This is a genomic window from Paenibacillus phytorum (assembly GCF_013141715.1).
Taxonomy (GTDB): domain Bacteria; phylum Bacillota; class Bacilli; order Paenibacillales; family NBRC-103111; genus Paenibacillus_E; species Paenibacillus_E phytorum.
The window spans coordinates 163,165-176,847 of record NZ_WHOA01000165.1; the positions used below are offsets into that span (position 1 = coordinate 163,165).

Annotated in this window: 7 protein-coding genes; all 7 read right to left on the reverse strand. The window is 49.2% G+C overall.

Features of this window, described 5'->3' with window-relative positions:
• Positions 1 to 65 precede the first annotated feature (65 nt).
• Positions 66 to 5,210 carry a sugar-binding protein gene (locus tag GC098_RS24810; RefSeq protein WP_171645892.1) on the reverse strand — a complete coding sequence of 1,715 codons (5,145 nt, stop codon included), beginning with the start codon at positions 5,208 to 5,210 and terminating at the stop codon, positions 66 to 68.
• Between the two features lie 39 nt (positions 5,211 to 5,249).
• Positions 5,250 to 6,098, reverse strand: coding sequence for a carbohydrate ABC transporter permease (locus GC098_RS24815; protein WP_246358922.1), 849 nt, complete (start codon positions 6,096 to 6,098; stop codon positions 5,250 to 5,252).
• A gap of 20 nt (positions 6,099 to 6,118) precedes the next feature.
• Entirely contained in the window at positions 6,119 to 6,988 is an 870-nt protein-coding gene (locus GC098_RS24820) for a carbohydrate ABC transporter permease (protein WP_171645921.1), read from the reverse strand.
• Positions 6,989 to 7,089: 101 nt separating this feature from the next.
• Complete coding sequence (locus tag GC098_RS24825; protein WP_171645893.1) at positions 7,090 to 8,430, reverse strand: ABC transporter substrate-binding protein; 1,341 nt, start codon at positions 8,428 to 8,430, stop codon at positions 7,090 to 7,092.
• Positions 8,431 to 8,534: 104 nt separating this feature from the next.
• A complete protein-coding gene (locus GC098_RS24830; protein ID WP_171645894.1) occupies positions 8,535 to 9,980 on the reverse strand; it encodes a response regulator transcription factor in 1,446 nt (481 codons plus the stop codon).
• Complete coding sequence (locus tag GC098_RS24835; protein WP_171645895.1) at positions 9,952 to 11,751, reverse strand: sensor histidine kinase; 1,800 nt, start codon at positions 11,749 to 11,751, stop codon at positions 9,952 to 9,954. The genes GC098_RS24830 and GC098_RS24835 overlap by 29 nt, the downstream gene beginning before the upstream one ends.
• Before the next feature lie 562 nt (positions 11,752 to 12,313).
• On the reverse strand, positions 12,314 to 13,663 hold the full coding sequence (locus GC098_RS24840) for an ABC transporter substrate-binding protein (protein ID WP_171645896.1): 1,350 nt from the start codon (positions 13,661 to 13,663) through the stop codon (positions 12,314 to 12,316).
• Between the last annotated feature and the right edge of the window lie 20 nt (positions 13,664 to 13,683).

The following is a 13,683-nucleotide window of genomic DNA, read 5'->3' on the forward strand; positions in this document are numbered from 1 at the left end:
GAAATCTTCATAGACAAAAAAAGAGCGCTATAGCGGCTTTCGCTAGCGCTCAATTCCTTTAATGGTCACTTGATCTTATAACTTCCCTTCAGGTCGGCGCCGATGACTTGAAACACAGGGTCTGCGGTCGTGTCGCTTCCATTCCAGACTAGCATCGATATGGTGGCTTTCCCATGGCTGTCCGGCGTCGTTCGGAGCATCATACGAACGGTATACGTCTTGCCGTTTGAGTTCGCCGAGCCCTGCAAGTAAGCCCTGTCTTCTGCCGTAATCACCCAATCTACCGTGTCGAAGGTCCATTCAATACCCTGAGGTTCAGCATGAATGCGGACATGATTCGATTCAACGTTCAGGTGTGCTTTCTTCGCTTTATTCCCCAGGAAGGAAGAATTGCCTGTTAAATCAAAATGTCCGTTTAGTTCAATCGAACCCGCTTCGGGATCGTAAACAGCAAGGTGAGAAACCGTTTCGGAAGCCTTGTAGTAATCGTTAGCCAATAATTTCGTTCTCACCTCGTATAAACCGGCGGGCAAATCGACGCCAAGGAATACGTTCCCGACCGCATCCGTCATATATACTTGCTGAACAACGCTTGCATGTAAAGGTGTTACCGTACCATCCGGATTTATCGCCGAAAGAACGAATTCGACCGGAAGTCCTTCCACCGACCCATGTCCTCCTCCGACGCGCATAACATGTGCCGACAATACTAGGTTCTCATCTGTGCGGGCCGCAAGGATGCTCGTATATTGAATAGCCACCTCATCTTTGGTTACGGTCAATATGCCGTTTGCCTCGGTTCCCCTGGTATAGGCCTCTTCATTTCCTGCATAAATCGCCTTTACTTCAATCAATCGGCTATCCGTCTCAGCGGTTGCACCGATTTCGATTGCGTACGGCAATGAAGCTTTGCCATTCGCATCCGTAAGCGCCCTCCCCACAGGAAGGCCATTCACTTCGAATTCGACCTGTCCGCCGGCTACCGATTGACCGTTCGCATCCTTCAGTTCAGCTTCTAAATAAACTTCATTGCCGTATGCTCCCGAGCTGTCTCTTACTTCGACAGCCATGCTATGAAACAGCTGGAACGAAACGGTTTCACTCACTTGTTGGCCGTAAGCGCTCTCGGCCAACACGCTAAATGAGTGCTTTCCTTTCTCCGTCACGGCAGATCCCGTTGTCCACGCTTCTCCATCCAATTCCATCCGCGTAATCGTCCAGTCTCCCGACTCATCTAGAAGACGTACGGCAGGCGTCACTTTATCCGTATACACTTCGCCTTCCCTAATGCCATCGATCTGGATCAAAGGCTTATAGGACGGCATTATCCATTGCATGGAACGGAACAGACTTGGCCTCTTCTCATTGCCAATTCCGGAACCCCATTCCACCCAACCTTTTCTTCCGTTGCCGTCATTCTCATTCACGAGCAGCGAAAAGCTCATAACATCTCCACTCTGGGGCTGAATCGGCGTCAGCTCCGACCAAGGCAGAGCAAGCTTATAGATCGTCAGCTTCTGCTCCTCATCCCTTGTTACCGCTGCTTCACCATTATGCACCGGCCCTGCCGGCAATCCCCCCATCGTCGTCCAGCGATATATTTGCGGGCCATCAGGCGTATCCGATACTCCATACTCATACCAGCCCAGGCTTTCGCCAGGAATTCCAGGTGACAAGGCAAACTGAATGCTGTCATTTTTCCATATATTAGCCCCGAAGGCTGCTGCCGCATGAACATCGTCCTTTATTTTTGCAGTCAGGTACAAATGATCCTGATCATAGTGGAGCCAGGCTTGCCCGCTCACTTCAATTTTTCCGCGATGACCGGAGAGCAAAACAGGCTTGCCCTGCGACAAATCGATTGTAGGCGCTAAAGCTTCAATTTCCGGCTCGATGCGGTCATTGACCGCAATCGTCCCCCGATTGACTGGATTAAAACTGAAATTCCCTTCATATACATATGGCTTCTGCTCCGCAAACTCGACGCGGATGGATGCCGGCTGATCTCCTCCCAGCGCAATCGGGCTGAGCGGGATGCTGAATTGCTGTTTACTGCCCGGCAGTACGGTCTTGTTGACAAGCTCTTGACCAGACTGTCCTCCAACCCGCCAGGTTATACGGCTAACAGTAAGACCTGCGGCCTTTCTAAAGTTTTCTACATCTACATTCAACATTTGACTGTATTGCCCTGCAATCTGCTGCATCGCAGGTCTGACAGTAACCTTGTGCGGCATACCCGTAACAACCTCATGCTGCAGCTTGCCTATCTTGTTGCCTGCTTCGTCCAACAAGTGAATCGCTACCGAGCGGAAGCCTTCCCGCGTCTCGCTGACAGTAAGAGAAAGCGTTGTCATTTGTCCTTGCATAGCTACAAGTGGATAGCTGCTTTCCTCCATCTTCGCTGTTATAGCGAGCTTAGGCCCAGTCTCGTTTTTCGCTGTTAATGTGAACGTATGCGGATCGCCTACTGCCCCTTGCTCCCCGAAGACAGCAAAAGTGTCGTCCTTCACGATCCGGCTTATGACTCCTTTAATATAAACAGGTTCTCCTGTCAGCGTCATATAGATCTTGCCATTATGCGGTGTGTAAATTTCTGTGTTTCCCATAAAATCCGTAACTTCCACTATGTTGCCCGTTTCAATCACGGCTTGGGTTTCCTCCGATGCCCAGACAACTCTAAGAGCTTCGCCGGCTTTCGAGAACAAATTACTTTTAATCGGGTCGCTGAATTGCTCGATCCTCTCGAAAGCAGCGCCGTCCAGCTGCCTACTCATGGCAGCATAGCTCGCATAGGCAGGCTTTGGTGTATAAGCCCCCATCGGGTCATCCTTATGCCGGACCAAACCGAAGTTGTCTTCATTATAATCAGCTTTAAGTCCGTCATTCATGAAATCATACCAGTTCATCCGTTCAAGTCCGAGTTCCAGTCCCTTAACAAATCCGCGTGGCAAATAATTGGCCTGTGTCTTCTCGTCGACCCCTTTGGCGGATTGATGTGTCGGCGAGCCGAATTCGGTCACCCAGATGGGTACAAGCTTGCCGTCATTGTATTTCTTAATCAAGGTTTTCAGGTCTTCCAGTTTGGCGAATACCTCGTCAGGAGCGTTCGGATCCATATAGGTCTGTACGGACACCGCATCCAGATATTTCAGGCCGGCATTTTTGTCCTCGCCTTCTCCCACGCCCTTCAATACACCTTCAATCCAGTTCAAGTCGACGCCCCCTGAGACGATGCCGACAACAGGCACATCGGGGTACGCCGGCTTGACTACATTATAGGTCTCCTTCATCAGTTTGAAGTAATAGTCCGGCTGTGAATTGGCGGGACTATTGCCCCTTTTGCCAAAACCGCCATTGAATTCATTGTACACGTTGAACCCGATAAGTTGATCCTTGTAACTCCCCACATAGGCCTTGGCGTATTCGGCAAGCCCCCTTCTTCCCGCATCCGTGAAGGGCGTGCCATTGTTATCATAGAACGGATTATTGAACGCCGCCACTAAGAGCAGCTTAATATCATTATCCGCAAGCTTCTTCATATAGTCATCTGGTGTAGGAGTAAAGGTATAGACGCCCTTTTCCTTCTCAATGCTGGACCATTCTATGCCATCCCTGACATAAGATGCGCCCATATATCGGATAAGCTTGCTCAGCTCTTTACTCCATCCAGAGGCAGTCCAGCCCATATGAGTGCTGACGCCAAATGGCGAGTTGCCATTACCGGACGGCAAAGCGGAAGAAACGACCGTGTAAGCTGTTTTTCGGACTAGCGGTTCACTACCGGACTGCTCTGCAGAAACCTCCAACGTAAAATAGCCTAATTTGCTGAAAGGTACTGTTATCCGGGCCTCCCCGGCGTTCGTCCTCTCGCTTCCCGAAGCGACTCTCGCGCCATAAATATCATAAGCGGTCCAATTTATTATCGGCCTGCCTGATCTTACAATAAAAGCATTCGGATCATGATCCAGAAAAATATTGCCAAGCGCAGTTTGTTGAATTTTCAGCTCCGGCAGCCAGCCACCGAGCTGAGCCGTAATCTGATCAACCAGAATAGAGGCCGTTAACGAACCATTCTTAATGTCAAAACGATCGAAGAGTATCGTAATGGCTCCAGCCGGCTCGTGCCATATCCCGTCGTTGGCGCCGTTCCAATGCGTAAACGACTTCGATCCCATTTGACTGAGCACTATCTGCTGCCAATCAGATGTATTTTGCAACGTAATTCGCTGCTCGAACGTTTGCCCCGTTGAGTCTGTTGTTCGTATGCGCACGGACTTCAGATCCGAGGTTTTGACCCAGAGGGCAAGTTGTTCAATGTCCAGGTCATCCACCGTCTTTTTTATAGACGCATATGGCGAACCTGTAGGGCTTTTGCTGAAATCCGCTAGTATTTGCCCCGTATAGTTCCCTTGGTAACTATAAACCGATTCCATTACATTGAGGCTTCCCTTTACGGCAGGCGTATCGCCAAGACTAAAAATCCATTCATCATTTCCTTGCTCAAAATCACTGATTACATGATCAAAATCCTTCGGCGGAACTGTTACTTGAGCCGTAATCTGGTCTACCAGCACCGCAGCAGTTAACGCGCCATTCTTAATGTCAAAGCGATCGAAGAATATCGATATGTTTCTCACCGGTTTATGCCATATCCCATCGTTGGCGCCGTTCCAATACGTAAACGACTTCGATCCCATTTGACTGACTACTACCTGCTGCCAATCGGATTTGTCTTGCAAAGTAATGCGCTGCTGGAACGTCTGTCCCGTCGAATCTGTTGTTCGTATGCGCACGGACTTCAGATCCGTGGTTTTGACCCAGAACGCAAATTGGGTAATGTCTAGATCTTCCATTTCTTTTTTTATTAACACATACGGCGAACCTGTAGGCCTTTGACTGAAATCTGCTAGTAATTGCCCCGTATAGCTCCCTTGGTAACTATAAACCGATTCGATTACATTTAGGCTTCCCTTTACGGCAGGCGTATCGCCGAGACTGAAAATCCATTCATCATTTCCTTGCTCAAAATCACTGATTAAGTAGTTAAAATCCGCTGCTGCAAGAGCTGGTTGTGAAGTATTCATGACTACTTCTTGTACAGATTCCGTTTCTTCAACTGCATACACTCGGTCCGCATTCAATTGTCCAATGCCGTTCCAAATGCCAGACAAACAAATTGCGAGAAGGATTACACCTAACTTTTTAATCATAGGCCGTTCATTCCTCCTTATTCTATTTTGTATCCGCTATCATCCTTTGACTGCCGAGCTTGAGAAGCCTTGAATAATATACTTCTGACCCAGAAAAAATACGATGAGCAGAGGCACGACACCTGCTGTGGCGGCAGCCATCATCAAGTTGTAGTCTACGCCGGCTTCCAGCATGAAGTTCTGCATGCCAAGCGGAACCGTGTAAAGCTTCTTGTCCAGCAGGAAAATCAGCGCATTTTCATAATCGTTCCACGTCCATGTAAAATCAATGATCGCGAAGGTGGCCAATACGGGCTTGGAGAGTGGCAGGAACAATTGAATGAAAATCCGGAAATGCCCTGCCCCGTCAATGAAGGCCGCTTCGGATATTTCATGCGGAATGCTCATGAAAAACTGCCGGATCATAAATACGCCGAATACCGTAAACAAGCCCGGGAGAATCAGCGCCCAATGGGTATTGTAAATATGCATCCACTCAAACATGATGAATTTAGGGACAAACAGCACTTGCTGCGGAATCATCATCAGACACAGGTACAGCAAGAAAATGGTGTTCCTGCCCTTGAACTCAATGCGGCTGAATCCATATGCGGCCAATGCGGCTAGCAGCGGTGCTCCAATCATCAGAAACACGGAAATCTTCAGAGAGTTCAAATAAAAAAGGGCAAATCCGTCTCCGGCCGTCCAGACCTTGATGTGGTTGGTCAACACCGGGTCAAGCGGAATCCACTGGATCGGGTAGGTGAAGACGTCCTTGGCTTTCTTAAACGAAGTGCTGATCATCCAGATCATTGGCAACAGCAAAAGCAGGCTGACTAGGACCATGATAATGGTATTCAAGCCCTTACCCAGCCGCTCTTTGATCATTTTGTTGCTTCTTGCATTCATGTTGCGTCTTTCCCCCTTCCCTAGTAATGGACCCACTTTTTCTGACCTGCCCACTGAATGAGCGTAATGCAAAGGATAAGCAGGAACATGGTCCACGAAACGGCTGACGCGTATCCCATTTCATAGAAGTTAAATGCTTTTTTGTATGCGAAAATGGAGAAAACCGTCGTACTGTTGGCGGGCCCTCCCTGGGTAATGGCATAGATCATGCCAAAGCCCTTGATGGAGCCGATACAGCCGGTAATCATCAGAAAAAATGTCGTTGGGCTGACCAAAGGCAAAATAATAAGACGCAGCAGTTGCCCAAACGTCGCTCCGTCCATCTTGGCGGCTTCCAACTGCTCCGAGGATATTTCCTGCAGGGCAGCCAAATAAATAATCATGTTGTACCCGATGCCGGCTGCAATCATCATGACGAGCACCGCATACATGGCCGTATCGGGAGAGGCAAACCATTTGGGCGGATCTGCTATGCCGATGGAACGCAGGAAGGCATTGATGGGGCCATTGGCAGGCTGGAACAGCACCATCCAGACGAAGGCAATAGCGATGCCGCTGGTAAAATAGGGAGCGAAAAAGAAGGCCCGAAGCGTCTTCTGGAAATAGACGCGATTGTTCAGCATAACCGCGATCAGAAAACCCATCATAATCGCAATCGGCACTGGGATTAACACCAACAGGGTGTTTTTGACCGAAACGGCAAACAAGTCGTCTCTCACCATCATCTTGAAATTGTCCAATCCGATAAAATGCGGTGGTTCCCCGCTAGCGAATACCCAATCCGTAAACATCAAATAAAAAGAGAACAGGGCTGGAATCAGCATGAAAATCATCATTCCGATAAGATTTGGGGCGATGAATACATAGCCAAGCAGCCTCTGTCGTTTCATCCAGTTCACGATCGGTCACCACCTTTCTCTATAATATGGGCTTACGATAAAGGAGAAGCGCGGCACGAATGTCCCTGCCTCTCCTCTGGCATTCAGATATCCTATTTTTTGGCCGCTTGCAAGTTCTCGTTATGCACCCGGGCGAGTTCCTTCGCACCTTCATCGGGAGTCAGCTTCTGAGTGAAGACCTTGTCATAGATGACCTGTTGCTCGATTCCCGTTTTCTTGTCCATACGGCTTAATCCGAGCGGAAGGCTGCCGAACATAACGCGCTTGATCGAATCAATGTCATAGGTATTCTCTACGCCCTTGAACATTAGAGAGATAGCCTCATCAACGGGGAAGTCCTTGGATGATGGCACTCTTCCCCCTGCCGCCATCGGCAGCATCCCAGTATCCGAATACCACTTGATAAATTTCCAGGCTGCTTCCGGATTCTTAGTGTGGGGATTGATGGAGAGCACATCGCCCAAGCCGCCGGCGTTGATATAGTCGGTCTGATCCTTGTTTACTTTGGGAGCCGGCGCTGCCGATACCTTAAAAGTACGGGGATAATCCTTTATATTGTTGGTGGTCCTGAAAATCTGGTTGGTGGAAAAGATCATCGCCGTCTCCCCCTTCACAAACATTTGATCCAGGGCCGGCTTCGAGGTGATTTGCTCTGTATGGGGCATGATGCTCTTGTCTTTGAACATCATGTCCGAATACACCTGAAGTGCCTTGACCGTCAGCGGATTATCGAAGGCCGAGGTGCCGTCCGGTTTAGTCAGCTGCAGACCTTGCTTCAGCATGGAGCCGTTGATGGGCACATTGAAGTAATAATCAGATTGCGCCGCTCCCCAAACCTTGTCTCCCTTCAACTTGTTCGCATAATCCCTGAACTCGTCCAGTCCCCAATCCGTGGGAACCTTAAGCCCCTTGGCATCCAGCATGTCCTTATTCAACCAGACAAAGGACAAGCCCTTCTGGGTGGGAACGCCGTAATACTTGCCGTCCACCTTCCACAAGGAGGCGCCTGTGCCCATTTTTTGGTCCACATTGTAGTCGGTGAACTTGCTCAGATCAAGAGCGTTGCCCGCTTTGATCCGCTTCTCGTAGAGGCTGTAATCATAGCTCATGAACATGTCCACGGGCTGGTTGGAAATAAGAGCCGTATCCAGCTTTAGATTTCCTGCATCGTCATTGACGAACCTCACATACTCCACCTGGATATCTGGATTTTGCTTGTTCCAGTTATCTACAACAGTTTGAGGACCATTCTCGGGCGGCACGCCTCCCCACATGGTGAGCTTGATCGGCTCCTTTTTTGCCGCAGCGCCTGGCGCTGTGCTTGCCGCAGGCGAAGTCGTTCCCTCCGCTTGATTGCCACCACAGCCGGCAAGCGCCAGAGGCAATGCCACAAGCGCAGCCAGTCCTGCGCTCAACCATTTTCTGTTTCTCATCTTACCTGTAACCTCCCTGTAATCGGATGTTTGATTCATCCCAACTATACCAAGCCGCGCCTTTGCTTCTAAGGGGTGAAACTTGCAGGTTGATAGTACAAAACTTAGATATTGTTCTCCCGCCTGAAGGAACTTGGCGTTTGTCCAACCATGCGCTTGAATACCTTGATGAAGTAGGCATCGTCGGCAAAGCCCGTTTGAAAGGCGATCTCCTCCACAGTCATCTTGGTATGCAGCAGCAAGCGCTTCGCCTGTTCGATCCGGATGTTTTGCAAATAGGCAATAGGCGTCAATCCGGTTTTTTTGCCGAACACGGTGCTTAGGTAGTCCACATTGATGGATACGAGTTTGGCTAAATCTGTAACCTTGATATTTTCCTTGTAATGCTCCAGCATATATTGAATCACCCTGTTCACCTCGGGATGGTCCGTAAAGCTGACATGTTCCTCCTTCAGATGCCGAATAAGCTCCCGTATAGTTTGCAGAACATGCGCCAGCAGCGATTCATGGCTTATAGCCGAATTGACGTTGATTCCCTCAAGATCCTCCAATTTTCGTCCTGCCAGCATCGCCAAGATATGAAGAAGATGGGCCGCCAGCATTTTCACTTCCATATGGGAGAACGACGAGGCCTCCATGCTCTCCCATATAAGGGTTGCCACCTCAGCGCATTTGGGTTTATTGCGCTCTTCAAAGCAGCGGATCAGCTCGGCTTCCAGCTCCGCGATTGGCGGCAGCTCATGCCGCTCCTTCACCGGGCTTGCCTCACGGCCGTACCAAGCGCCGTTCAACTGATTCAGCGCAGAGCGCCAATCCTGGGACAAACGATCCAGACTGCTGCCGGCTGTCAGTCCGGCCGGACAGTTCGGCTTGTTCCAGTGGGCATGATCTGGCTTCTTCTTCTGAAAGCTCCAGCAAAAGAAGGTTGTTTGTCCCCCTTCATAGAAGGAGTGGACCAACAGATACGCTTCTGACCTGATACCCGCCTGAGCCGCAGCAGCGGGAACGACTCCGCTCAGCACAGCAATAATATCAAGCCTCAGACTAAGAAATCTCTCCGCTGCCGCAACCGTTCCGGCCTGATCCTCATGAGCCGATGCGCCTGTTCCCCGGATGTCCGACCAGGTACGGTGATAAAGAGGATAAAGCGCCTCTCCCGCACCTCGAAGCTCTTCAAGCAATTCCCCCTTGATCCGCGCCAGGTTTTCCAACAGAACATCATCATTTAAAGACAGCTTTAATAGATAGTTGAAGGCGCCGTACTGAAGGGCGTCCCGGGCGTAATCAAAGTGGCTCATGGCCGTCAGCATAATAAACCGGCTGCGGATTCCCGCCTTCCGTGTTTCCTTCAGCAGTTCAATCCCGTCCATGCCCGGCATGACAATATCTGCAATCACGACATCGGGCTTAAGCTCCAGGATAGCCGCCAAAGCCTCCCTTCCGTTTCCCGCCTCACCCGCAACACAAAAGCCATGGCGTTCCCAGTCTACAGTTTCCCGGATGGCCTCCCGGACATAACCTTCATCTTCCACCAGCAAAACCGTCCACATGCCCACCATCTCCTTCCTGTGAATAGGGCGTCGCAATCAGCAAAGGCAGCCGGATCCGGACCAAGGTCCCTTCCGCGCTGGATACAAATTCAATGGAGCCCTCCCGCTTAAAAAGCAGCTGCAGCCGTTCTCTCAGGTTGCTTAGTCCGATCCCGTGTCCGCTTCGCCTTACCGGCCTGCGGGCGGCCTCCTCCATGCCGATGCCGTTATCTTCCACCTCCAGAATAAGTTCGCTTCCCTCCGCCTTGGCCCTGACCCAGATGGTGCAGCAGCCTTTGGCCGTGTCAAAACCATGAGCGATGGAATTCTCCACCAGAGGCTGCAGACTAAACTTGGGAACTAGCGCGTATTGAACCGATTCGTCCATTTCATAGTGGATGGTGAACTGATCCCGGAAGCGAAAAGCCTGAATGGATTCGTAGGAGCGCAATAGTTTTATTTCTTCTTTGAGAGTGACCAGCTCAATTTCCGAGCCCAAGCTTGCCTCCAGAATGAACCCCAAAGAGGTACAGATGCCCGCGATCGCTTCCTGCTTTTCTTTTCTGGCCATCCATTTGACCGTGTTCAAGGTGTTCAACAGAAAATGCGGGTTCATTTGGGAGATCAGCATTTGGAATCGAACCGCCTGCTTTTGCCGTTCCTCCAGCTTAAGCTTGTTTATGAGTTCGATGACATCATCGATCATCCGGTTGAAGCTCTCGCCAAGGGAGCGCACCTCGTCCGTTGCGCCCTTGCCGATGGATATTTTGACATTCAGCTTCTTATCCGATGCTTCCTCCATGCTCCGCTCCAGGACATACAGCGGCTCCGTCATGCGGGCCGACAGGAAGATGGTCACTATCACGAAGGCGATGACCAGAATGGTCAGAAAGAGGAAAGCGATAAGCCTTAACCGCTGGATCTCCTGCTGCAGCTCGCTTAAAGGCATTTGGCTAACCACATACCAGTCTAGTTCCTCCAGATAGCTGTAATTGACAAGAGATAAGGCGCGTTCATCCTCGAAATGTCCTTCCTGCGCCCGTGCAGACATGATCCTTTGCATCATATCTATACTGATAGCTGGTTCCTTATTTTGCAGAACGGCCTCTCCTTGGCCGGTAAAGATAGTCAGATCCTGGTTGGCCGGGCTATCCTTTAACGTGCTGCGGAACCATTCTTGTATGTTGATGCTGATGCGCGACAGTCCGAAATTTCCCCGTAGCTGGTCATCCAGGATGGTGTACAGGCTCAGAAGCTTGCTCCCTTGGCTGCCATTCACATCATTCCAATCATCCGCCACCCAGCGGTATGGATGAGATCCGCTTTCCAGCTTATTTTGCCAATCTTGTACTTCTTTCAGCCCATTGGTCAACTTGCCGTTGGGAGCATAGGAGGTGTATACATTGCCCTTCCGGTCGATGAATTTAAAATACAGCTCCGTCTGATGAAAGAAAAAGCTGTTGTTGATTCCAAACATTTTGCTTTCGATCACTTTCTTTCGGTCAAAGGGATCATACTTGTCCGGATCGTCCATAATCTGGATCAGGCTCTCGTCCTGGCTCAACATGATGTTCGCCTTATAGGCGAATGCCATCATATCAATCAAGGACACATGAACCTGCTGCATACGCTCGGACATTTGGTCCAGCATGTCCTTCTGGCGAATGGATTCGAAATGTTGGAACAAATAAAGAATGGCGACGCACAAAGGAACCATCAGGAGGGTGATATAAGCCATGATAAGCTTGATCTTCAAGGTGTTTGGAAGCAAGTAGCGCCAGATTGACATCATAATGATTCACTCCCCAAAACGTAGTCGGATGTCTTCAGTATACGAAACGTGACGGAGGCATGTATACGTTCTCCGAAAGAATCGCCGGATTTCTCGAACAGGCAAAAACGCCTCTGTCCATGAGCAAGAGGCGCTTTGCCCAAAACAAAACCATGGCCGGTTTTGGGTTATTAAATTTGATTGTATCACGCGAAAAGACGGAGCCAGTAGATTCAAAACTTGTAGATTCATATAACAATTCTTAGGATTTGGAGCATGCCTCACATGTCCGTTATTTCCGTTGAAGGAGATCCTGGATCGACGTATTCGTTCTGACTTAGAAAAACCTAGCCTACGGCTAGGTTGCTCCATTTCCTTCCTTTCTTGGCGTATGAACAAACAATAAGCACTCGTAGCTTTCTTATGCCTCCAAAACAGCAGTAATTCGAACAAATAAGAACTCATAGTTGCCTTATTTTCTGTATCGAACCATTTGGGGGATATGGATATAGGCTCAGCACGAAGAAAAAGACCTGGCAGACTTCAATTTGAAGTCCGCCAGGTCTTTTTTTTAACACAACAGTTATTTTTTCTCAGCCTTAATCGCTTGATCCGCTCTTGTCTTCATATTCTGAATAGCTTTGTCTAAGGGCTGAACACCCATGACATATTTCTCTGTTTCCTCGTTAATAATTTTGGTCATTTCTGGTAAAGCGGTGGAAATCGTTTGAACTGGGAATGTGTAATCGCCTTTGATTAGAGATTTCAGGGAATCCACGTTAATCAGGTTTGCTGCATCTCCAACCATGAGATCAGCCACTTTATCCACATCGATCTTCTTGGAAGACGGCAGGCGTCCACCAGGAATCATGAGAAGGTTGCCTTCTGTTAAGTACCAAGAGATAAATTGAAAGGCTTCGTCTTTGTTCGAGGACGTATTGTTAATGGACATGAAGTCGTTGAAGCCTGCCGTATTCACTTTGCCGCCCTTCTCCAACTGGGGCACCGGAGCAAAAATCGTTTTGAAGTCATGCGGGAAACTTTTGGTGTCCTTCACATTCCTAAGCAAATGTGTACCTCCGAAGATCATGGCCGCTTTACCGGTCAGAAGCTCATTTGGAGGAAGCAGTTTGTTGGCGATAATTTCTGGCCACTTGACCGATAATCCTTTGTCCTGTAGTGCTTTTTGATACTCCAAGCCCTTCTTGACGACAGGACTGTCGAAGGTGGATAATCCATCAGCTGTATAGTAGGAATCCACTGGCTTATTCTCAAGAATGGCAAAACGCACCATATTATCGTCTGGAACCTTGATAAAACTGCCCTTCTGGTCCGGTGTATGCAGCTTCTCGGCAAGGGCCATGTAGTCGTCCCATGTCCATCCTTGAGCCGGAATCTTCTCTCCCGCTTTCTCCAAAGCCGTTTGATTAATCATAACGGAAGATAACAGCTTCATGGCAGGTAAATAGTGCGTTTTCCCTTTATACGGGACGACATTATCTTTGCCGATGATATCATCCACATTCAGCTTATATTTGCTAATCAAATCATCCAAAGGAAAGGTGACACCTGCATTCGCTCGGCGATTGTAATTCGTTTCTCCATAGCTGAAGAAGATGTCCGGAGCATCGGAGTTGCTGATAAGAGCCGTATCGAGCTTCGTGTTGCCGCTATCGTCGTTCACGTAACGTGTATACTCCACTTGGATATCAGGATGTGTGCTGTTCCACTTCGTGACCACATCCTTAGGTCCGCTCTCTTCAGGAATGCCGCCCCAAATCTTAAGTTTGACGGCTTTCTTCGGAACTGCGGAGCTTGCTGTGTTCGCTGCAGTGGGAGATGCGCTTGTTTGATTGTCGCTTTTTGCACAGCCGGAAAGCATCAAACTAAATGCCATTGTGAGTGATAGTGCGGAATAAATCGATTTCTTCATACAGGTAAAACCCCTCTCTT

Excerpts from the sequence above, each read along its gene's own strand:
- GC098_RS24810 (WP_171645892.1), bottom strand. The coding sequence starts at position 5,210 with ATGATTAAAAAGTTAGGTGTAATCCTTCTCGCAATTTGTTTGTCTGGC.
- GC098_RS24815 (WP_246358922.1), bottom strand. The coding sequence starts at position 6,098 with ATGAATGCAAGAAGCAACAAAATGATCAAAGAGCGGCTGGGTAAGGGC.
- GC098_RS24820 (WP_171645921.1), bottom strand. The coding sequence starts at position 6,988 with ATGAAACGACAGAGGCTGCTTGGCTATGTATTCATCGCCCCAAATCTT.
- GC098_RS24825 (WP_171645893.1), bottom strand. The coding sequence starts at position 8,430 with ATGAGAAACAGAAAATGGTTGAGCGCAGGACTGGCTGCGCTTGTGGCA.
- GC098_RS24830 (WP_171645894.1), bottom strand. The coding sequence starts at position 9,980 with ATGTGGACGGTTTTGCTGGTGGAAGATGAAGGTTATGTCCGGGAGGCC.
- GC098_RS24835 (WP_171645895.1), bottom strand. The coding sequence starts at position 11,751 with ATGATGTCAATCTGGCGCTACTTGCTTCCAAACACCTTGAAGATCAAG.
- GC098_RS24840 (WP_171645896.1), bottom strand. The coding sequence starts at position 13,663 with ATGAAGAAATCGATTTATTCCGCACTATCACTCACAATGGCATTTAGT.